The 21,754-nt window shown below is 70.1% G+C and carries 16 protein-coding genes; 15 read left to right on the top strand and 1 reads right to left on the bottom strand.

Annotated features, from left to right (window positions below):
• Positions 1-20 precede the first annotated feature (20 nt).
• The 13 genes from B7R22_RS00595 to B7R22_RS00535 all read left to right on the top strand — a co-directional run bounded on the left by B7R22_RS00595 (position 21) and on the right by B7R22_RS00535 (position 18,096).
• Positions 21-998: an AAA family ATPase gene (locus B7R22_RS00595; protein ID WP_116409896.1), complete on the top strand. Its 978-nt coding sequence runs from the start codon at positions 21-23 to the stop codon at positions 996-998.
• Between the two features lie 126 nt (positions 999-1,124).
• Positions 1,125-2,666: a DUF58 domain-containing protein gene (locus B7R22_RS00590; protein WP_116409895.1), complete on the top strand. Its 1,542-nt coding sequence runs from the start codon at positions 1,125-1,127 to the stop codon at positions 2,664-2,666.
• A gap of 83 nt (positions 2,667-2,749) precedes the next feature.
• Positions 2,750-5,077 (top strand): transglutaminase-like domain-containing protein, encoded by a 2,328-nt coding sequence (locus B7R22_RS00585; RefSeq protein WP_172582127.1) that lies wholly within the window; start codon positions 2,750-2,752, stop codon positions 5,075-5,077.
• A 62-nt stretch (positions 5,078-5,139) separates the two neighbouring features.
• The gene (locus B7R22_RS19410) at positions 5,140-6,384 is read left to right on the top strand and encodes an RDD family protein (protein WP_216363341.1); all 1,245 of its coding nucleotides are present in this window, start codon (positions 5,140-5,142) and stop codon (positions 6,382-6,384) included.
• A complete protein-coding gene (locus tag B7R22_RS00575) occupies positions 6,381-7,247 on the top strand; it encodes a PP2C family protein-serine/threonine phosphatase (protein ID WP_116409892.1) in 867 nt (288 codons plus the stop codon). The genes B7R22_RS19410 and B7R22_RS00575 overlap by 4 nt, the downstream gene beginning before the upstream one ends.
• A gap of 1 nt (position 7,248) precedes the next feature.
• A complete protein-coding gene (locus B7R22_RS00570; RefSeq protein WP_116409891.1) occupies positions 7,249-8,742 on the top strand; it encodes an FHA domain-containing protein in 1,494 nt (497 codons plus the stop codon).
• Positions 8,739-10,364, top strand: coding sequence for a serine/threonine-protein kinase (locus B7R22_RS00565; protein WP_116409890.1), 1,626 nt, complete (start codon positions 8,739-8,741; stop codon positions 10,362-10,364). The genes B7R22_RS00570 and B7R22_RS00565 overlap by 4 nt, the downstream gene beginning before the upstream one ends.
• A complete protein-coding gene (locus tag B7R22_RS00560) occupies positions 10,361-11,119 on the top strand; it encodes a hypothetical protein (protein ID WP_253258794.1) in 759 nt (252 codons plus the stop codon). The genes B7R22_RS00565 and B7R22_RS00560 overlap by 4 nt, the downstream gene beginning before the upstream one ends.
• 3 nt (positions 11,120-11,122) lie before the next feature.
• Positions 11,123-15,682: an FtsK/SpoIIIE domain-containing protein gene (locus tag B7R22_RS00555; RefSeq protein ID WP_116409889.1), complete on the top strand. Its 4,560-nt coding sequence runs from the start codon at positions 11,123-11,125 to the stop codon at positions 15,680-15,682.
• A gap of 71 nt (positions 15,683-15,753) precedes the next feature.
• Complete coding sequence (locus B7R22_RS00550; RefSeq protein ID WP_116409888.1) at positions 15,754-15,960, top strand: hypothetical protein; 207 nt, start codon at positions 15,754-15,756, stop codon at positions 15,958-15,960.
• 142 nt (positions 15,961-16,102) lie between these two features.
• Positions 16,103-16,369 (top strand): WXG100 family type VII secretion target, encoded by a 267-nt coding sequence (locus B7R22_RS00545; RefSeq protein ID WP_116281296.1) that lies wholly within the window; start codon positions 16,103-16,105, stop codon positions 16,367-16,369.
• Between the two features lie 82 nt (positions 16,370-16,451).
• Complete coding sequence (locus B7R22_RS00540) at positions 16,452-17,561, top strand: WXG100 family type VII secretion target (RefSeq protein ID WP_116409887.1); 1,110 nt, start codon at positions 16,452-16,454, stop codon at positions 17,559-17,561.
• A 55-nt stretch (positions 17,562-17,616) separates the two neighbouring features.
• Positions 17,617-18,096 (top strand): LpqN/LpqT family lipoprotein, encoded by a 480-nt coding sequence (locus B7R22_RS00535; RefSeq protein ID WP_116409886.1) that lies wholly within the window; start codon positions 17,617-17,619, stop codon positions 18,094-18,096.
• Between the two features lie 51 nt (positions 18,097-18,147).
• Here B7R22_RS00535 and B7R22_RS00530 read toward each other — a convergent pair whose 3' ends face one another.
• Positions 18,148-19,278: a LacI family DNA-binding transcriptional regulator gene (locus tag B7R22_RS00530; protein WP_253258793.1), complete on the bottom strand. Its 1,131-nt coding sequence runs from the start codon at positions 19,276-19,278 to the stop codon at positions 18,148-18,150.
• 67 nt (positions 19,279-19,345) lie between these two features.
• Between B7R22_RS00530 and B7R22_RS00525 the strand changes: the two genes are divergently transcribed.
• Both B7R22_RS00525 and nucS read left to right on the top strand, forming a co-directional pair.
• Positions 19,346-20,674 carry an MFS transporter gene (locus B7R22_RS00525; protein WP_116409885.1) on the top strand — a complete coding sequence of 443 codons (1,329 nt, stop codon included), beginning with the start codon at positions 19,346-19,348 and terminating at the stop codon, positions 20,672-20,674.
• A 38-nt stretch (positions 20,675-20,712) separates the two neighbouring features.
• Positions 20,713-21,408, top strand: a complete 696-nt coding sequence (nucS, locus tag B7R22_RS00520; protein WP_116409884.1) for an endonuclease NucS — start codon at positions 20,713-20,715, stop codon at positions 21,406-21,408.
• Positions 21,409-21,754 lie beyond the last annotated feature (346 nt).

Here is a 21,754-nt window from a genome sequence, read left to right as displayed (position 1 = left end):
GGGTTGAGGAGAAGACAACTTTGAGCATGACCACCGAACAGGCGACCTGGTTCGCCGGAACGTTCGACCGACTCGTCGGCAACGTCGGGCAGGCCGTTCTCGGCAAGCAGGGCGTCATCCGGCTCACGATCATGGCCATGATCGCCGAGGGGCACGTGCTGCTGGAGGATGCTCCCGGCACCGGCAAGACGTCGCTCGCGCGCGCGATCGCCGCGACGGTGCAGGGCACGCACCAGCGCATCCAGTTCACCCCCGACCTGCTGCCCTCGGATGTCACGGGCGTGACGATCTACGACCAGAACAGCCACGCGTTCGAGTTCCACAAGGGGCCCGTGTTCGCCTCGATCGTGCTGGCCGACGAGATCAACCGTGCGTCGCCGAAGACGCAGTCGGCCCTGCTCGAAGTGATGGAGGAGTCGCGGGTCACCGTCGACGGCGTGGGGCACAGCGTCGGCCGCCCGTTCCTCGTGATCGCCACGCAGAACCCCATCGAGCAGGCCGGCACCTACCGGCTGCCCGAAGCGCAGCTCGACCGCTTCCTGATCAAGACGTCGATCGGCTACCCCGACCTCGCGTCGGCCGAACTGATTCTGGCGGGGGCGTCGATTCGTGATTCGTCTGCGGCGCTGACGCCGATCATCACGACGAGCGCTGTCGCCGACATGGCCGACCTCGCCGCGACGGTGCATGTCGACAGCGCGATCCTGAGGTACACGGCGCAGCTCGCCGAGGCGACCCGGGATGCGCCCGAGAGCCGCGTGGGAGTGTCTGTGCGCGGGGCGATGGCCCTGATCAGGGCGTCAAAGGTCTGGGCTGCCGCGCAGGGCCGGCACTTCGTGCTGCCCGACGACATCAAGGAGCTGGCGCCGCACGTGTGGACGCACCGCTTCGTGCTCGACCCGGAGGCCGAGTTCGCCGGCACGACCGCCGCCCAGGTGCTCGCGCGCGTGCTGGCTGACGTGGCGGCACCGCAGGCGCGGCAGCCGGCGACCGTCTAGCCCCGCGGAGCGCACGGCCGGCGTGCCGCGCCCACCCTGCGATGCGGGGCTGACGACCACCCGCCCCGCCGCTTTTTTCCATCCCGAGACCACTCTCTCTCCCACCCCGACGAACAGGCCCTCCCGATGACCGCACCTGACCCGCAGAGCGCCGCAGGCGCGCCTCCGGCGTCTGGCGCGCCCGAAGGCCACGCCGACGCGGATCACGCAACGGGCGGCCACAGACGAAACCGCCGCGCTATTCGCGACGGATCAGAGCAGGGCCGCCCATTCGTCGCCGATGCCAGCGCCGGGCGCCGGGCCGCAGCCCAGGCCGGGCGCAGGGAGGCCGAGAGCAGCAGCCGCGTGGCCGGCATCGGAGGCCGTGTGGCCGGCATTCGCGCTTCCGCAGCGAATGCCGGCGGGCAGGCGAGTCGGGCCGGTCACGTCGTGGGCGAGCGCGTCGGCCGTCCGGTGCTGCGGGCCGCGCAGCCGGCCTGGCGCGCCACCTCCCGAACCGTCTGGCCCGTGCTCTCGCCCGTGCTCACCGTCGTCTCGCCGTTCGGCTGGGTCGTGCTCGCCGCCGGAGTCGCGGCACTCATCGCCGGCCTGTCGTTCGGCTGGCAGGAACTCCTCGTGATCGCGTTCGCCAGTTTTGCCGTGCTCGCGCTCTCCGTCGTCTTCGTGGTCGGCCGCTCGGCATACACCGTGAAACTGAACCTCGCGGCGAACCGCGTCGTCGTCGGCACCCGCGCCGTGGGCAGCATCGTGATCGGTAACGACTCCGCGCGTGCGCTTCTGCCGTCGCGTATCGAACTGCCCGTGGGTGCCGGACTGGCATCGTTCCATGTGCCGCGCCTCGTGCCGGGCGCCTCGCACGACGACCTCTTCGGCATCCCGACCGCGCGCCGTGCCGTGCTGAACGTCGGCCCGGTGAAGTCGGTGCGCGGCGACCCGCTGGGGCTGCTTCGGCGGGAGATCCGGTGGACCGACGCGATCGAGCTCTACGTGCATCCGCGAACCGTTCGACTGGAGGGATCGTCGGCGGGATTCATCCGCGACCTCGAGGGCCAGACGACCAAGGACCTTTCGAACGACGACGTCTCGTTCCATGCGCTTCGGGAGTATGTGGCCGGGGATGACCGTCGGAACATCCACTGGAAGACCAGCGCCCGCACGGGAACCCTGATGGTGCGCCAGTTCGAGGAGACCCGGCGCTCCCACCTCGCGCTGGCCCTCTCGACCAGCCCTGCCGACTACGGAGACCCCGACGAGTTCGAACTCGCCGTCTCGTCGTGCGGATCGCTCGGCATCCAGGCTCTCATCGAGGAGCGGGACGTCACGGTGATGGTGCAGTCGCAGACGCTGCACACAGAGACCGGGCGGCGCCTGCTCGACGATCTCTCCGGCATCGAGCAGCGGCAGAGCCGTGAATCGATCGTGCACCTCGCGAAGACGGCGGGCGAAGCGGTGCCGAACGCCTCGGTCGCCGTGCTGCTCTTCGGCGCGTCCGTCACGCCCACGCAGATGCGGAAGGCCTCCGTGCAACTCCCCTTCGGCGTCACGGTCATCGCTGTGCGCTGCCAACCGGGCGCACCGGTCGGGCGGCGGATGATCGGGGAGCTCACTCTCCTCACGATCGGTGACCTCACCGATCTCGCCCCCGCACTCCGGCGGGTGAACGCCTGATGGCCGGCAGGAGGGTGGAGGGCCGGGCACCCGCGCCTACGCGGCCCCGGCCGTTCTGGCGGCCGGCGCTGGACTGCGCGGCCATGCTCGCGCTCCTGGTGTCGGGGCTCGTCGGATTCGCGCCGGCGTTCGGCGGCAGCGGCTTCGTGCTCGCGGCCGGCGGTGGGCTCGTTCTGGGCTCCGTGATCGCCGCCCTGGGAGCACGGTTCCGTCTCAACCTGTTCATTCTCACCGCACTCACGCTGGTCGCCTACCTTCTGTTCGGATCCCTGCTCGCGGTGCCGTCAGCCGCCATCGCGGGCGTCGTGCCCACTCTCGAATCCCTCCGGCAGCTCGTGCTCGGCATCATCTTCTCCTGGAAGGACGTGCTCACCCTCCAGACGCCGGTCGGCGGCTTCCCGGGCACGCTCGTGGTGCCGCTGCTCCTCAGCCTTGTGGCATCGGTTCTCACCCTGAGCCTGGCCCTCCGGTTCCGGCGCAGCGCGGCCTGGGCATTCATGCCTGCAGCGGCATATTTCATCGCCGCGATCGTCTTCGGCACGCGGGATGCCGCACTCCCCGTGCTGCAGGGTGCGGTCTTCATCGGCGTCGCCCTCAGCTGGTGGGCCGTGCGGCGTACCGAACTGGCGGCCGACCGGCGGGACCAGCTCGGCTCTGCGGCTGGCAGCGGCGGCTCGGGCCCCGCTGCGGCCGGCGCGGATCCGGCGCAGCTCTCTGCGGCCCGGAGTCTCCGCACAACACGCCTCGCCGGTGGCGCCGGCCTCGTCGTGGTCGCACTGGTCATCGGTGCTGTTGCCGGTGGCGCTGCCGGGCAACCCGTCACCCGCGACGCTCTGCGCGATCAGATCGAGCCGCCGCTCGACATCCACGACTACGCCAGCCCGCTGGTCTCCTTCCGAAAATACGTGCGCGATGACAAGAAGAACGTGCTCTTCACCGTGCAGGGCCTCCCCGACAACGCGAGGGTGAGGCTCGCGACTCTCGACGCCTACGACGGAATCGTCTACAACGTGGCCGCCGACGGTTCGGCGGCATCCGGAGACTTCAGACGGGTCAGCGAGGAGGTGCCGTCGTCCGCGAACGCCAGCACCGTGCCGACGACACCGGCCACGCTCGACGTGACCGTCGGCGACCTCACCGGCCCGTGGGTGCCCGATGTCGGTTCCGTCGATGCAGTGACCTTCAGCGCAGACACGGCACGTGCGAAGGAGCTGGCGAACTCGCTGCACTACAACGCGGCGACGGGCGTCAGCCTCAGCACGCTCGGCCTCACCAAGGGCGACTCCTACTCGATGGATGTCTCGATCCCGGTCATCCCGAGCGATGATGCCCTCAAGACCGACAGCATCGCTCCGGTCGCCATGCCTAAGGTCTCGGGCGTGGCCGACGCGGTCAGCTCACTCGGTTCGAACTACGCCGGGGACGCCTCGGATCCGCTCACCCAGATCCGCAATCTCGCGACGTCTCTCAGCCAGAACGGGTTCTTCAGCCATGGCGTGGAGGGCGAATCACCGTCCCGCGCGGGTCACGGCGAGGAGCGGCTCTCGTCGATGCTCTCCGCGCCCCAGATGGTGGGCGACGACGAGCAGTACGCGGTGATGATGGCGCTCATGGCGCGTGAACTCGGCTACCCGGCCCGCGTCGTGATGGGGTTCTATCCGGAGAAGTACGCGGGAGCATCCGCTGCCCAGCAGATCACCGGCGACGACCTGCACGCCTGGGTCGAGGTCGACTTCCAGAAGGCGGGCTGGGTGCCGTTCGACCCGACGCCGCCGAAAGACCAGGTTCCGACGGCCGAGGCGCCCAAACCGCGCTCCGACCCGAAGGCCCAGGTACTGCAGCCGCCGCCCCCGCCGCAGGAACCGGCCGATCTGCCCCCCGATGTGCGCACAGACAATGCCGACGAGAACCAGCAGCCCCAGCAGGACGGCTTCCCTGTCTTCGTGTACTACGTGGCCGGCGGCTCGCTGCTGCTGCTCCTCGTGCTGCTCGCACCCCTCCTCGTGGTCGGGCTGCTGAAACTCCGCCGGCGGAAGCGCCGCCGCAACGCGGAGCAGGCCGCAGACCGGCTGAGCGGGGGCTGGGACGAGATCGTCGACCGCGCCGGCGACCTCGGCACCCCCGTGCCCGTCGGAGTGACCCGCCGAGAGACCGCGAGCACTCTCGCCGAGGCCTATCCGACCATCGGCGTGGTGGGCGTCGCCGAACGTGCCGACAACGGCATATTCGGCCCCGGTGAACCGACACCGGCAGATGTGGAAGGTTTCTGGGCCGAAGTTGAGGCTATCGTCAAGGGTATGGGGAGCTCACGAAGCGGTTGGCGACGCCTCCGGGCACGCACCTCGCTCGCCTCGTTCCGGGCCCGGCGTGCCGAACGACGTGCCGCCCGACGCCGGGGGCACCAGTCGTGAGTGGTGTCACTCCGACGGCCCGGGCCGACGGCAGCTTCCCTTGCACCCAATGCGGATCGCCCGTGCCCGCGAACGCTCCCTTCTGCCTGACCTGCGGCACGCCCGTGTCGTCGCGCACGCGGGTCACCGCGCTGGGACTCGATTCGGTGCAGCCCGCAGCCGGTTCCCTGCCAGCCGCCTCACCGCCATTGGGGGCCGCAACGGACTGGCGCCCCACCCCGGTCGTCGCACCGTTGAACGCCGGGACCATCGTGAGCGCGAACTACGGCCGCCGCGTGATCGCCTACCTGGTCGACGCCGCCTTCACCACACTTCTCTCCCTGATCGTGGTCACGGTGGTCGCCGTCACCGGGGGTTTCACTTCGGCTCGCCCCGGCGCGATCGCAATCGACGGCTGGCGGCTCGTGGTCGTCGTCGCCGGCTCCCTCCTCTATCCCCTGATCGGCCTGCTGATGCAGGCGTTCCTCGGCTACACCTTCGGCAAGCGGATGCTTGGTCTCCGTCTGGTGCGCTCGGACTCCTTCACCACCCCCGGGCTGCTCCGGATGATCGTGCGCTCCCTGATCGTGGCAGCAGGCTCCCTCGTGCTCGGCGTCGGCCGCCTCGTGGTCTACCTCTCGCCGCTCTGGGATCCTGCCGGGCAGAACCGCGGCTGGCACGACCGGATCGCGAAGACCCGGGTGATCGATGTGGTGCACGGGCCCGACCCGCTGCGGATCGGGCACGGCGAGATCGTCGGTGCGGGGCCGGTCGCGGCGCCCGGACCAGAACTAGCACCAGCACCAGCACCAGCACCAGCACCAGCACCAGCACCAGCACCAGCACCAGCACCAGCACCAGCACCGATCATCTCCGCCGTGCCGGGCTTCGCGCCACCGGAACCTGTCGCTGCCGTGCCCGAAGCCGAGCCCCAGCCCGCCGCCCTCCCCGACACCGACCTCGACAGCACGCGCCTGAGCCCCCCTGCTGCCCCGCGTGCGATCGCCTTCGCCTTCCGCCTCGACACCGGCGAACTCCTCGCCGTCGACCGACCCGGCGTGCTCGGCCGCGACCCCGTGTCACCGAACCGCAACCCCGCCGATCTGCTGCTGCGGGTGACGGGAGACAGCGGATCCGTGTCGAAGACCCACCTCGACGTGGACCCTGCGCCGTGGGTCAGCGACCGCGGTTCGACTAACGGCACCCGGCTCGAACGGGGCGGCGTCGTCACGCGCCTTCACCCGGGCACGCGCACCACCCTGCAGACCGGCGACACCGTGCGGGTCGGAACCCGATCCTTCACCGTCGTGGAGGTGCCGGCGCGATGACGACTTCGGAATCGCTCTCCCTCAGCGCCCTCGGTCTCCACTCGGCCTCGGCGACCGACGTCGGCCTCCGCCGGGCGGCGAACGAGGACGCCCTGCTCGACAGCGCACCGATCTTCGTCGTGGCCGATGGCATGGGCGGTCACGATGCCGGGGAGGTCGCCAGCGCTCTCGCCGTCGAGGCATTCCGCGCGCTGTCCGGCGCCCCGTCGGCGAGCCCCGCCGAGGTGCGCGAGGCGTTCGACCGGGCCGCCGCCGATATCGCCGCGATCCTCCCGGGCGGCAAGCGCCGTGCCGGTACGACCGTCACGGGCGTCGCGATCTCCGAGATCGAGGGCGAGGCGTACTGGCTCGTCTTCAACCTCGGCGACTCCCGCACCTATCGCCTCGCCGCTGGCGCACTCGAACAGATCAGCGTCGACCACTCTGTCGTGCAGGAACTCGTCGACGAAGGCGAGATCGACCGCGCGGCGGCGGCCGTGCATCCGGGGCGGAACATCATCACCCGTGCCCTCGGAGCGGGTGGCGTGTACCGGCCCGACTATTGGCTCGTGCCGGTCGAACCCGGCGACCGGATCCTGCTCTGCTCCGACGGCGTCTCGGGCGAACTCGACGACGACGCCATCCTCGCGGCGCTCACCGAGGAGGCCGACCCGCAGGCGGCCGCAGACCGGCTCGTTCACGAGGGGATCCTCCGCGGCGGCCGCGACAATCTCACGGCGATCGTGATCGATGCGTTCGATGCGACTCTGGATGCTCCGCCGCAGCCCGGGCACGCGGGCCCGCCCGTCGACACGCACAATCGCCGGGAGCCCGACGAAGACACCGTCCCGCGGTCCCCGCTCTCCGCCGGAAAGGCACCCTGACATGCCCCGACAGACCTATCTGCCCGGAACCTGGCTCGCTGTCGTGAGCGACCACGGCGTGGCGATGCTGCCCGGCGACCTCCCTGCCGACCTCGCCGACACCGTCTGGGCAGCACTCGACGGCGGCCACGGACTCGGAGCCGTGCTCGAGTCCCTGACGGGGGCGTTCGGCACCAGCCTCGCCGCGATCCCACCTTTCGCCGTGGCGATCTTCTCGGGCGCCGAGGTGCGTCTTGCCGTACGCGGCACCCTCGCCATCTCGGTCGCCGAACCTGGCGCTGCCCCGCTGACGGTGTCGGGCAGAGACATCACGACCTGGAGCGAGCGCGTCGTCACGGGAGCGGAGACGCTCCTGTTGGGTGCAGCAAGAGCGATTCCGGATGTTCGCCCCGAGGTGTCCCGCGGTGGCCTCGTTATTCGGAGCGGTGTGGTTCTCGCCGAGTCCGTGCGGGTGCAACTGGTGCCGCCACCCGGAGGGGCATCCGCACCTGCGGCCGCCCCCGAAGCGTTCGCAACACCCCCGCCCTCAGCCCCCTCCGGGCCCCCGACGACACCCGATCCCGCAACGACGACCACCACGCTGTCGTCACCCTCCGAGACGGTTGAGCCGGTCGAGCCGATCCAGCCGACCACGGTCGAGGAAGTCCACGAGCCCCTTCCCGACGCGATCGAGGACACCCGCACCGACATTCCCGACGAGGCATACGACCATCTGTGGGGTGCGACTGTCGTGAAGTCGATCGAGTCTGCTGCGGTGCGCGAGATCGACGACGAAGACGAGACCGAGGCCCCTGAGTCGCAACCCTCCGCTCCTGCCGCTCCGGTTGCTCCGCCCGCCCCGATCGTGCCCGCGCCCACCCCACCCGCACCCGCCGACTGGACGGCGCCGCCCGCCACCGGCCTGATCGACCGCGTGCCCGGATTCTCGCCCGCCATCGGCGCGCCTGCCCCGGCATCCGCCATCGAGGCTGAGACCGAGACCGAGACCGACCGCGACACTGCCATCGACGTCGACGTCGACCACGACGGACTCACCGTCACCGTGTCCGAACTCGACGCGATGCGCCGCCTCGGCGGCGCCACATCCGGAACCGACGACGCGGCCGCAACCGACGACCCCGACACCGCCGCGAGCGCCTCAGCCGACCATCCGTCGCACGGCAGCATCCACCTCTCCACCGGAGACACCGTCACCCTCGACCGCACGATCATCATCGGCAGGCGGCCGCGCGCCAACCGCGTCGACGCTGACCGGATGCCTACGCTCGTCACCGTTCCGAGCCCCCAGCAGGACATCTCCCGCAACCACCTCGAGGTACGGATCGAAGGTCGGCACGTGCTCGCGGTCGACCTCGAGACGACGAACGGCTCCGTGCTGCACCGGGAGGGCACTCCACCGGCCCGCCTGACCCCCCGCGAGCCGATGCTGCTGCTCGAAGGCGACGTCATCGACATCGGCGACGGCGTCACGCTCACCGTCGAAGGCCTCTCGTGAGCGCACGCCGCCCGCCGTCGCTCCCGCCCGAGATCGCCGGTTTCAGCTATGTCGAACTGCTCGGATCGGGTGGGTTCGCCGACGTCTTCCTCTACGAGCAGCGGATGCCCCGCCGCCGCGTCGCGATCAAGGTGCTCTTGCCCGAGACCCTGTCGGCGAACGCCCGCACGAGCTTCGACGCCGAAGCCAACCTGATGGCGCAGCTCTCGACCCACCCCTCGATCGTCACCATCTACCAGGCGGACATCTCGGCCGACGGCCGGCCGTACCTCGCCATGGAGTATTGCCCCCGTCCCAACCTCGGAGCCCGGTACCGGCGCGAGAAGATCGGTGTGGCCGAGGTGCTCCGTATCGGAATCCAGGTGGCAGGCGCTGTGGAGACGTCGCACCGGGCGGGCATCCTGCACCGGGACATCAAACCGGCGAATATTCTCACAACGGAATACAACCGCCCCGCCCTCACCGACTTTGGAATATCCGTCGCACTTGTGGGGGGTGCCGAACGGGAATCGGTCGGAATGTCGATCCCGTGGTCGCCGCCCGAGGTGTTCGACCAGACCCCGGCCAGCGGCCGTGCTGCCGACATCTACTCTCTGGGAGCGACGGTCTACACCCTTCTCGCCGGTCGGTCGCCGTTCGAGCAGACGGGGGCGTCGAACGCCGGCCTCGACCTGATCGCGCGCATCCAGAACGCGCGGCTCGAGCTGACGGGCCGTGCCGACGTTCCCGACTCGCTGGAGCAGGTTCTCGCCATCTCGATGAGCAAGCGGGCGAGCGATCGCTACAGCTCGGCCCTCGAATTCGCGCGGGCCCTTCAGAAGGTGCAGCTCGAACTGAGCCTCAGCGTGACGCCAGCCGATGTGCTCGACGACGCGCTCCCCGCCCAGGTGGAGGAAGACGAGGACGACGGGAACACGCGCATCCGCGGTATCGTCACGATCGACCCGGTGGCACCCGCCACGACGCGTGCCCCGATCGCTCCCGCCGCGCCCGTGACCCCGGCCCAGCCCCAGCCCCAGCCGACGCTCGAGCAGACGGTCGAACGCCGGGGCGCCGTACCCACGGTGGGCTCCCCCTTCGGCTCCGCACCCGGACCCGCTGTCGGCCGGGCACCCGCTGCCATGGCCCCGGCCCCGACCGTCGAGGAGACGGTGCGCCGCGATCAGCAGCCGGGCGGGGCCGGTGCGCCCCTCCCCGAAGCCCCAGCCCGTCGCTCGCGTCTCCCGCTCCTCGTCGGCGGCGCCGCCCTCCTCGTGGTCGTCATCGTTCTCGGAATCGTCTTCGCCCTGAACGCCGGAGGCGGAAGTCCGGCCGCCCAGGTCACGTCCAGCGCAGACGCGCCGGTGGACATCCAGCCCGCCGAACGGGTGCCCGCCGTGAGCGGCATCGCCGCCCAGACGTCAGCGGCCGGGATCGTCTTCACGTGGCAGAATCCGAAACCGGAGGACGGCGATGTCTTTCTCTGGGGCACTGTGAGTCCGGGCCTCGAACCGAAGCTCGCCCCCGTCACCGACCCGACGGTCACCGTTCCCGCCGCGGCATCGGGCCAGGTCTGCATCGAGGTCATCATCCGTCGAACGGATGGCCGCGCCTCCGATCCCGTGACGAAGTGCCAGCCGTGACCGACACGAACCAGGTGACCGACACGAACCAGGCCTCGGTCGAGTACTGCGGCGAGTGGTATCGCCTCGACCCAAACACCGCGTTCACCGTGGGGCGGGATGCCGACCTCGACATCGACGACAACCAGTACCTGCACCGCCACTTCCTGCAGATCACCTTCAGCGACGGCCTGTGGTGGCTGAACAACGTGGGTTCGCGGCTGTCGGCGTCGATGTCGGACTCCGCCGGCGGCGTGCAGGCCTGGCTGGCCCCGGGGGCGCGACTGCCGATCGTCTTCCGGCTCACCACCGTGGTCTTCACCGCGGGGCCGACCAGCTACGAGTTCGCCGTGCACACCTCGCTCCCCCCGTTCATCGACACCTCGACCGTGCCCGACGGGGACGGCGCGACCACCTTCGGTGCGATCGCGTTCACGTCGTCGCAGAGGCTGCTGATCCTCGCCCTGGCGGAACCGATGCTGAAGCGCGACGGATCGGGAACCAGCGAGATCCCCTCGTCGGCTGCGGCCGCCGAGCGGCTGGGCTGGGCGATCAGCCGGTTCAACCGCAAGCTCGACAACGTGTGCGACAAGCTCGCTCGCTCGGGCGTCGACGGCTTGCGGGGCGGGGTCGGCGCCCTTGCCACGAACCGCCGGGCGCGGCTCGTCGAGTACGCCGTGCTCTCCCGCATCGTGACGCGCGACCAGCTTCCGCTGCTCGACGAGCCGCAGGCACCGGGATCCTCCACCCCCACCGACCGGAACGCGAGACTGTAGACCGTGCGAATCAAGATCACCCTGCAGCGCCCCGGTGGGAGCACCGCCGACCTCGCCTTGACCGCCGACGCCACCACGCGGGTGAGCAACATCGCGGATGCGCTCTTCGCCGCAGACCCGCAGAACGCCGGCGCAGCCGGAGCCGCGACATCCACTCCCCTCCGGCCCCGCCGTCTCACCCTCCAGGTCACAGGCCCCACCGGTGAGCCGCGCCTGCTCGACCCCGAGTCGAACCTTCTCGAATCGGGGTTCCGTTCCGGCTCCGTCGTCGAGCTCCGCCAGTTCAGCGACAGTTTCTCGAGCGGCCAGGGCCGAGGACCCGCGGCAGCGACCCTGCGCGTTCTGAGCGGTCCCGACGCGGGTGCCGAGTTCGAGCTGCCGTTCGGTTCCAGCCACATCGGCCGCGAGCGCGGCATCGATGTGCGCCTCAGCGACACTCTCGTCTCCAAACGCCACGCGCGCATCAACATCGGCGAGAACGTCGAGATCATCGACCTGAACTCCGCGAACGGGCTGTTGATGGGCGGCGAGCAGGTCGCCCGAACCGTGCTCGGCCCCGCAGACGTCGTCGTTCTCGGAGACACCGCGGTGAGCGTCATCCCGCTGCAACGCCTCGGGGGAGCCGCGCCCTCCACCCCGGTCATCGAGTACAACCGTTCGCCGCGGGTCGTCGCGCGCTATCCGGGCGCCGAATACCCGGCACCCGCACCGCCCACCCGGCCGCAGGCACAGCGTTTCCCGATCATCGCCCTCATCGCCCCGCTCATCATGGGCGCGGTGCTGTTCGCCATCACGCAGTCGCTGCTGAGTGTCGTCTTCGTCGCCCTCAGCCCCCTGCTGATGATCGGCACCTACATCGACCATCGCATCACCACCCGGCGGCAACTGCGCGACGCGATCAGAGCGTTCACCCAGTCGCTGAACACCTACGTGGGCCGGTTGCACGACCGCCAGCGCGTGCAGCGGGCGGTGCGCCTCACCGAGGCACCGGCCGTCACCGACACCGTCGAGGCCGCCCTCCGCCTCTCGTCACCGCTCTGGACGCACCGGCCCGAACACGACGCCTTCCTCACCGTGCGGCTCGGCATCGGCCGCGCCTTCAGCCGCGACCGGGTCGGCCTGCCCTCGAACAACGACTCCCTGCCCGAGTACTGGGCGCAGCTCGAGGAGGTCGCCGAGCAGTTCGCGGTGATCGACGACGTGCCGGTCGTCGTCGAGCTGCGGAGCGCGGGCGCCCTCGGCGTCGCCGGCCCCGCCGAGCTGCGGGGCGGCGTGGCCCGGTCGCTCGTCGCCCAGCTGGCAGGCCTCCACTCGCCCGCCGAACTCGTCGTCTGCGCCCTCGTCTCGCCGACCTCCCGCGCCACCTGGGAGTGGCTGCAGTGGCTGCCGCACACCTCGTCGCCGCACAGCCCGCTGAGCGGCGACCACCTCACCGACAACGCCGGCAGCGGCCTCGCCCTTCTCGCTCGGCTCGAAGAACTCGTCGCCAAGCGCACCCGCAACGCCGTCTCGCTTCGCGGTCCCGTCGACACCGGCGGCCCGGCCGGGGGCTCCGTCAGCGGCGTCGCAATCGGTTCCAGCCGGGCGGCCGGCGCCACTGCGGGCGGGCCTCGGAAGCAGGATGAACAGGTTCCGCCCCTCGTCCCGGCGGTCATCCTCGTCATCGAAGACGACGCGCCCGTCGACCGCGGCCGCCTCACGCGCCTCGTCGAGCGCGGCGCTGACGCGAACATCCATATCGTCTGGTCGGCCCCCGCGATCGGCAGCCTGCCCGCCGCCTGCCGCAGTTTCGTGAGCATCGAGCAGTCGCCCGAGGGCGCAACCGCCGGCCAGGTGAGACTCGGCGAGAACACCTTCCCTGTCGTCTGCGAGGTCGTCGACGGAGCCCTCGCCCACCGCTTCGCCAAGCAGCTCGCCCCCGTCGTCGACGTCGGCGCGCCCATCGACGACGCCTCCGACCTCCCCCAGTCGGTCTCCTACCTCGCCCTCGCGGGCACCGAGCTCGCCGAGGCTCCGGATGCCGTGCTCGACCGGTGGCGCGAAAGCAACTCGATCAGCCGCCGTGACGGGTCCCCGCACATCCGTCGCTCGAAGGAGGGCAACCTCCGTGCGCTGGTGGGGCACACCGGCACCGAACCGTTCTACCTGGACATCCGCAGCCAGGGCCCGCACGCCCTCGTCGGCGGAACGACGGGCGCCGGCAAGAGCGAGTTCCTGCAGTCCTGGGTGCTCGGCATGGCCGCTGCGCACTCGCCCGACCGCGCGACCTTCCTCTTCGTCGACTACAAGGGCGGCGCGGCCTTCGCCGACTGCGTGGGCCTGCCGCACACCGTCGGCCTCGTGACAGACCTCTCGCCGCACCTCGTGCGCCGAGCGCTCACGTCGCTTCGGGCCGAGCTCCGCTACCGCGAGCACCTGCTGAACAGCAAGAAGGCCAAGGATCTCGCCTCGCTCGAGAAGACGGGCGACCCGGATGCACCGCCGAGCCTCCTGATCGTCGTCGACGAGTTCGCCGCCCTCGTCAGCGAGGTGCCCGAGTTCGTCGACGGCGTCGTGGATGTCGCGCAGCGGGGTCGCTCGCTCGGCCTCCACCTCATCCTCGCCACGCAACGCCCGGCCGGCGTCATCAAGGACAACCTGCGTGCCAACACCAACCTCCGGATCGCCTTACGGATGGCCGACGCCGACGACTCCAGCGATATCCTCGGCAATCCGAGCGCCGCCTACTTCGACCAGTCGATCCCAGGTCGGGGCGCCGCCAAGACCGGGCCCGGCCGCATCGCCGCCTTCCAGACGGGTTACGCCGGGGGCTGGACCACCGACGAACCCCCCGTGCCCCGCATCGACATCGTCGAGATGAACTTCGGATCCGGTGTCGCGTGGGAGGCCCCCGCGATTGAAGACGCCGCCCCCCTCACCGACCAGGGGCCGAACGACATCGCACGGCTGGTCACGTCGATCACGGCCGCCTCCGCCCTCGCGCGCATCCCCGAACCCCGGAAGCCGTGGCTCGACGAACTCGCCCCGCTCTACGACTTCTCGCTCCTGCCGAACCCGCGCACCGACGAACGTCTGCTGCTCGGCGTGATCGACGAACCCGACAACCAGGCCCAGCCGACCGTCTTCTACGAGCCCGACCGCGACGGCAACATGGCCGTCTACGGCACCGGCGGCTCCGGCAAGAGCGCCACCCTCCGGAGCATCGCCGTCGCCGCAGCCGTCACCCCGCGCGGCGGACCCGTGCACGTCTACGGCCTCGACTTCGGCTCCAGCGGCCTCGCCATGCTCGAAGAACTGCCACACGTCGGCGCCATCATCGCCGGAGACGACCAGGAACGTGTCATCCGACTGCTCCGCATGCTGCGCGATCTGGTGGACGATCGGTCCACCCGCTACGCAGCAGTACGGGCCGGCTCGATCGGGGAGTACCGCGCCATGGCGTCGGAGCCCGGCGCTGCTGCCGAACCGCGCATCCTCGTGCTCGTCGACGGCATCGGCGCGTTCCGCGAACAGTACGAGTTCGGCGGCCACTCCGCCTGGTTCACCGTGTTCTCGCAGATCGCCACCGACGGACGCCAGGTCGGCGTGCACATCGTCGTCGCCGGCGACCGCCCGAACGCCGTGCCCGCCTCGCTCGGCTCGACCATCCAGCGCCGTATCGTGCTCCGCATGGCCAACCCCGACGACTACTCGCTCGTCGGCGCGCCGAAGGATGCCCTCTCCGCTGTCTCGCCTCCGGGCCGCGGCCTGATGGCCGGAAACGAAGTGCAGATCGCCGTGCTCGGCGGCGACTCCAACATCGCCATCCAGGCTCGCGAGATCGCGCGGCTCGCCGACTCGATGCGCCGCCAGGGCGTCGCGCCCGCCACCCCGGTCGGCCGCCTCGCCGACGCCGTGTCGCTCTCGGAACTGCCTGTGCTCGCCGGCCCCGGCGCATCCGCTCACCCCTCCCTCGGCCTCCGCGACGAGGATCTCGCCCCGTTCGGAGTCGCCCAGCGCGGCGGATTCCTGGTCGCGGGGTCGACGGGCAGCGGCCGGTCGAACGCCCTCGCGACCATCGCCACCGCCATCCACCGGGCCCGCCCCGCCGTGCGGCTCGTGCACGTCTCGCCCCGCCCCACCACCCTCTCGAAGCTGCCGTTCTGGGCACTCTCGATCTCCGACCCGGCCCAGCTCTCGGCCTTCGCCGACGACGTCGCCGCCCAGCTCGACGCCGGCTCGCTCGCGGCGGCCGACTTCGTGCTCGTCTTCGAGAACATCGGCGAGCTGAACGGATCCCCCCTCGAGGCCGATGTCGACCGCCTCGTGAAGCGGGCCCTCCGCGACGACGTCTTCGTCATCGGCGAGAGCGAATCCTCGACCTGGTCGGGCGCCTGGACTCTCGCCGGCCCCTTCAAGACCGCCAAACGCGGCCTCCTGTTGGTGCCCGGCGAACTCGACGGCGACTCCCTGCTCGGCACCTCGCTCGGCCGCTTCAAGCGCACAGACTTCCCGCCGGGACGCGGCTTCCTCGTGCACCAGGGCCGCGTCACTAAGGTGCAGATCGCCCTCGCGAACGCCTGAGGCCCGGGCCCGCACGGTGGACTTCGCTCGCCAGGCGGGCTAGCGTTGAACTGAATCCTGAGGAGGTTCTCATGACATTGTTCTGGTTCGTGATCGGATTCGCAGCGCTGTTCGTGTTGCTCGTGGTGGTCCTGCTCGTGCGTCAGCACCGGGCGAAGGAGTTCCAGGAGAAGCTCGATCCGCGGGACCTTCCCCGCCACAAGGACTCCCTCAGCCGTGAGTTCGACGCGGGCATCCATCGCGGCGGCGGCAACGGTGCGGGGCCCGGCGGGTTCTGACCGAGCAGCGCCCCCGCGCATGGGGAGTTCTCCCCATCGACCAGACGGCGGCCCTCCCATACTGTTGAAACGTGAGAGAAACACCTCACAGGATTCAGGGGGAACCGGAGCATCCGGTCTCGCGCCAACAAAGGAGAGAAAAATGGCCGTATGGGGTCTTGACGTCGAGCAGGTCCGCTCACTCAGCAAACAGCTCAACACACAGTCGCAGCAGGTGCAGCAGATTCTCACCACTCTGACCAGCGCGCTTCAGAATGTGCAGTGGACCGGTCCGGATGCTGAAGGTTTCCGCAGCGAGTGGAACACCACGCACACCGCCGCGCTGAAACAGGTCATCGCCGCTCTCGAAGACGCGTCGCAGAAGTCGGCGAAGAACGCGTCCGACCAGGAAGCAACTTCGAACGCTTAGCACCGACCGAAGGCGGGGACCGATCGTTGGTCCCCGCCTTCGTCGTCTCCGGATTCGGCGAAAGACAGAAGGAGTGGTTGGAATGGCCGGTGGTTTCTACGGAGCAGATGTCGCATCCCTCCGCACCCTTGCACAGCAGTTCGACACGGCAGCGACCCGCCTGGCGGGCCTGACGTCGACTCTGACGACGAACGTGAACGCTGCGCACGCCTGGCAGGGTCCGGATGCCCAGGGCTTCCGAAGCGACTGGAACGGTTCGCACACCTCGAGCCTGAAGTCCGCGATCCGCGCGCTCTCGGCGGGCAGTGCCGATCTCCTGCGGAACGCCGACGAGCAGAACGCGGCCTCGACAGACGGTGTGGGCGGGGCGGGCGGCGGCTCCGGCGCCGGCTCTGGATCGGGTTCAGCGCCGGGCTCCGGCCCCGGATCGGGTACTCCCTCCGCCACACTGCCCGGGGGCATCCGCATCACCCCCGACAAGGTCTCGTGGGGAACCACCGGCCCCATCAAGGGCGACGGCGCTACCGGAGGCGGTTCGCTCTCCGTGCAGAACGGCGAGGGCCACGCGAACCGAGAGACCACCTACGGCCCGAACGGTGCCACCGACCACAGCGCCACTGCCGGCTGGGGCTGGGGCGTCGGCGGTGAAGCGCACGGCAACTTCCGCGCCGGAGACATCGTCGGCAGCGGCAGCGTCGACCGGTTCGACGGCGTGAAGGGCGACGCCGGGGCCCACGCCGGCGTCACGAAGGACGGCCAGTACTACGCGAAGTCCGACGCCAGCGGAATGGTCGGCGAGGAATTCAACGCCACGGGCGATGTGAAGCTGAACGAGTTCAGCAGCCTTGGCGGCAACATCAACGCCCTTGGCGGCGCAGCCGTCGACGGAAACGCCGGCGGAACCATCGGACCGCAGGGCGCGGGAGTCAACGCGGGCGGCGAAGTGTTCGCTGGCGCGAAAGTCGGCGCAGACGGCACGATCACCGCCGGCGGCATCAGTGAGAAGGTGGGCTACGAGGTCAGCACCGGGATCGGCGCCCACGCTAACGTCGACGCCGACGCCACCTGGGACAAGGTCCAGCTCGGCTGGGACGCCGGCGTCACCTTCGGCATCGGCGGCGGCTTCTCCCAGGAGCTCACCTTCAGTCCGAAGGACATCGTGGACAACGTCGGCGACGTCTTCGGCTTCTAGCCGGTCGCTTCGTCGGCACCCAGCTCCCCAGTCCACCCGCAAAAAAGGTCTCACCGTGACATCCACCCTGGTATTCCCCAGCGATTCCGCCCCCGCCTACCCGTCGATCAGCCTCGAGCTGCCCGACGACTGGGCCTCGTTCGGCGCTGCAGGGGCGGTCCTCGCCGCCGGACGCGCCGTGCCGTCAGGCGAGTTCCGCCCGAACGTGATCGTCGCCGTCTCCCGGTTCGGCGCCGGCTACACGCTCGAGCAGGCCACAGCGGAAGTCACTGCGCAGGTCACCTCGATCGAGGGTGGCGTGGAGCTCGGCCGCGACACCCTGCCCGTGCTCGGAGGCGAGGGCTTCCGCATCGAGTTCAGCTACACGGATGCCCGCGTCGGCACCCTCATGCAGGGCGTGCGCATCGCCATCATCGAGAACGGACCCGTCACCGACCTCGTGCAGATCACGGCGACGGCCACCGGCGAGCAGGCCACCACCCTCTGGGGCGAGCTCCGCGCCATCCAGTCCTCCGCCGCCCTCCCGCACCCCTGACCCCGCGCTCATCGAGGGGAGGGTGGGGGCCGCGGAGCGGGGCTGGTCAGGTCAGGCCGGCGGGGCGGAAGTCGTGCCGAGGTGCAGGGTGCAGGTGAAGTGGGCGTCGGGTGGATGCCCGCCCGCCAGCAGCTCCGTCACAGCACGCCCGGCGGCCCGGCCCTTCTCCGTCGCGGGCTGCACCATCGTCGTCAGGTCGTGGTCGCTGAGGCCTTCGATTCGCGCGCCGTCGAACCCGACCACAGTCAGATCGCCAGGAACCCGCAACCCGAGCGACTCAGCGGCCCGGATCACCCCCACCGCGAGCAGGTCGCTCTGCGCGATGATCGCCGTCGGCCGCCTCCACCCGCCGCCCGCACCGCCCAGCGCCAGCAGCCCCGCCGCGAACCCATCGTCGCTCGACGAGTTCGCCGCCACATATCCGCCGAGCTTCGGGTAAACCTCGCGCGCACCGGCCAGCCGTTCCATCGACACCGCCGTCGTCGCGTCGGCCACGATCACCTCGGTCAGCGCGCGCAGCTCCCGAACCGCATCCATCGGCAGCGTCACGACCGCCACATCTCGGTGCCCCAGGTCGTACACATGCTGCGCAAGCCGGGTCGCCGCCTCACGATTGTCGAGTGCCACACTCAGAACGCCGTCGAAATGCTGCCCCTCGATCGCCACCATCGGAATGTTCCGTTGCCGCATCACCTCGATCGACCGGGTCAGCCGGGGGCTGCAGCCGAGGAACACCGCCGCATCGAACACGGCGCTCTGGATGCTCGACTCACCCATGCCCGTCGAGGTCAGCAGAAGCATCCCGCCGTTCTCGTTGCCGAGTTCCTGGGAGATGCCGTCGAGCACCGCGATGGTGATCGGGTCGCGGAACGAGTGGATCACGCGATCCTCCAGCACAACGCCGACGATCCCCGAGCGCCCCTGCCGCAACGACCGCGCCCGAGGGTCGGGGCCGAAGTAGCGCAACTCGTCAGCGGCTCTCAGGATGCGTTCGCGTGTCGCCTCCGAGATGGAACCGACCCCACTGAACGCGATCGACGCCGTCGACGCTGACACTCCCGCCCGCTTCGCCACGTTGGCGAGCGTGGCCCGCGGATGCTCGACCGGCGATACGTCGGCCGTAGCTTCCGAGGGCCCCGAATCCAGTCCGCCATCGGGGTGAGGTTGATTGTTTGCACTCACATCCCTTAGCGTAGTCGAATCGCAATCGAATCGATTCGATTCCCGTCACAGCAAGGAACTTCACCCCATGTCACCGTCGGCCGAGTCCGCATCGCCGAACGTCACGGCTCCCCTCAGCCAGGCCACGGCATCCGTGAGCCTGAAGCCCTGGCGGAATGCCGTGTTCGTCATCTTCACGCTGAGTGGCCTAGCGATCGCCACCTGGGTCTCCCGTCTGCCCGCGGTGCGCGACGACCTTCGCCTCGACACCTCGCAGGTGGGCCTGCTCATCCTCGGTCTCGCCGTGGGCGCAGTGCTCGGCCTCGTCGCCTCGCAGCAGTTGCTGCACCTCCTCGGCCCCCGCGCGGGCATCGCGCTCTGCATGGTGCTCGTCGCAATCGGCCTCGCCGGCATCGGCATCACCGCCACGTTCGTTCCCGAGCTCGCCCTCGGCATGGTCGCGCTGGCCGTGCTCGGCTTCGGCAACGGCGCCATGGACGTGATGATGAACCTCGAGGGCGCTGCCGCCGAGCGGGCCATCGGGCGCACCCTCCTGCCGCTGATGCACGCCTTCTTCAGCCTCGGAACGGTGGCCGGCGCGGCCCTCGGTGCCGGCGCATCCGCCCTCGCGGTGCCTGTCATCTGGCACCTCGCCGTGATCGCTGCGCTCATCGCCCTCATCGGCATCGTCGCCGTGCGCTTCCTCCCGCAGCACGTCGAGACCGAGGCGGAGGTCGCGCCAGCAGCAGCCGCGGCCGGCGCGGGCCCGGGTACTGGCACTGGCACTGGCACTGGCGCGGGCGCGGGCGCCAAGCTCCCCCTGAAGCAGCGTCTCCGCGAGAGCCTCGCCGTCTGGGCCGACACCCGCCTCCTGCTGATCGGCCTGATCATGCTCGGAATGGCCTTCGCCGAAGGTTCCGCGAACGACTGGCTCGCCATCGCCACCGTCGACGGTCACCACCAGTCGAACACCACCGGCGCCATCGTCTTCGGCGTGTTCGTCGCGGCGATGACGGTCGGCCGGGTCGCCGGCGGCCCCGTCCTCGACCGGTTCGGCCGGGTACCGATCCTCCGCTGGTCGGCCCTGCTCGGCGCGATCGGCCTGCTCGGATTCATCCTCGCTCCGAGCCTCTGGATGGCCGTGGTCGGCGCCGTGCTCTGGGGCCTCGGTGCCTCACTGGGCTTCCCTGTCGGCATGTCGGCCGCCTCCGACGACCCCGAGAAGGCCACGGCGAGCGTCAGCGCCGTCGCGATGATCGGCTACCTCGCCTTCCTCGCCGGCCCGCCGCTGATCGGATTCCTCGGGCAGCAGTTCGGCATCCTGAACGCCCTGTACGTGATTCTGGTGCTGCTGATCGTCGCGGCCTTCGCCGCCCCGGCGGCCCGCGAGCGCTCCGGCCGGTTCGCGCGCGGATGACGCTCACGGCGCTCACGCGTAACGCCTAAACTCGCTGTGTGCGACTTGTCATAGCCCGATGCGCCGTCGACTACGCCGGTCGACTGAGCGCCCACCTCCCGCTCGCCACCCGCCTGCTGATGCTGAAGAACGACGGCAGCATCCTCGTGCACAGCGACGGCGGATCCTACAAACCGCTGAACTGGATGAGCCCGCCGTGCACCCTGCAGGTGATGGAACCCGACGACGAGCAGCGGGACGCCGGCATCACCGAACTCTGGAAGGTCACCCACGCGAAGACGGCTGATCTCCTCGTCGTCTCCATCCACGAGGTGTTCACCGACTCGTCGCACGATCTCGGGGTCGACCCCGGGCTCGTGAAGGACGGGGTCGAAGCCCACCTGCAGAAGCTCCTCGCCGAACAGATCGAACTCCTCGGGGAGGGCCACGTGCTGGTGCGCCGCGAGTACATGACGGCGATCGGGCCGGTCGACATCCTCGCCCGCGACGCGAACGGCGCCGCGGTCGCCGTCGAGCTGAAACGCCGCGGCGACATCGACGGCGTCGAGCAGCTCACCCGCTACCTCGAGCTGATGAACCGCGACCCGCACCTCGCCCCCATCACCGGCATCTTCGCGGCCCAGGAGATCAAACCGCAGGCGCGCACGCTCGCGCACGACCGCGGAATGCGTACCCTGCTGCTCGACTACGACGCGATGCGCGGCCTCGACGACAGCGACTCACGGCTGTTTTAGTCTCGTGCGCCGCCGCCTCTGCGGCGCACCATGGGAGTACTTTCGCGGCTGACGCTCGGCCCCTACCGACGGTGGGGGCAACATACACGCCGCCGCCACCACCCGATACCGCTGCGCGCGGCACCGCCCCGCCCGCCGCCCCACCCGACCCTGCTCGGCACCAGCGCGGCGCCACCCCACCCAACCCCTCGGGGAGTCGATTTGTGCCCTAAAACGGTGGGTGGAGTCATATGGTCGTTGCAACGTCTGATCTGATTGGTGCGTTGCATGGTTCGTGTGAGTCGTGTGGTTTTGGACGAGTTTCTGGACCTGGTATCGTCGGGGTCGTCGTTGACGTCTGCTGCGG

This window comes from Subtercola boreus (assembly GCF_003399635.1).
In the GTDB taxonomy this organism is placed as follows: domain Bacteria; phylum Actinomycetota; class Actinomycetes; order Actinomycetales; family Microbacteriaceae; genus Subtercola; species Subtercola boreus_B.
This window is presented reverse-complemented; position numbering and strand designations above follow the sequence as displayed.

Bases quoted from the DNA above. Each gene is read 5' to 3' on its own strand.
- B7R22_RS00590 (WP_116409895.1), top strand. From the start codon at position 1,125: ATGACCGCACCTGACCCGCAGAGCGCCGCAGGCGCGCCTCCGGCGTCT.
- B7R22_RS00585 (WP_172582127.1), top strand. From the start codon at position 2,750: ATGCTCGCGCTCCTGGTGTCGGGGCTCGTCGGATTCGCGCCGGCGTTC.
- B7R22_RS00575 (WP_116409892.1), top strand. From the start codon at position 6,381: ATGACGACTTCGGAATCGCTCTCCCTCAGCGCCCTCGGTCTCCACTCG.
- B7R22_RS00570 (WP_116409891.1), top strand. From the start codon at position 7,249: ATGCCCCGACAGACCTATCTGCCCGGAACCTGGCTCGCTGTCGTGAGC.
- B7R22_RS00550 (WP_116409888.1), top strand. From the start codon at position 15,754: ATGACATTGTTCTGGTTCGTGATCGGATTCGCAGCGCTGTTCGTGTTG.
- B7R22_RS00545 (WP_116281296.1), top strand. From the start codon at position 16,103: ATGGCCGTATGGGGTCTTGACGTCGAGCAGGTCCGCTCACTCAGCAAA.
- B7R22_RS00540 (WP_116409887.1), top strand. From the start codon at position 16,452: ATGGCCGGTGGTTTCTACGGAGCAGATGTCGCATCCCTCCGCACCCTT.
- B7R22_RS00525 (WP_116409885.1), top strand. From the start codon at position 19,346: ATGTCACCGTCGGCCGAGTCCGCATCGCCGAACGTCACGGCTCCCCTC.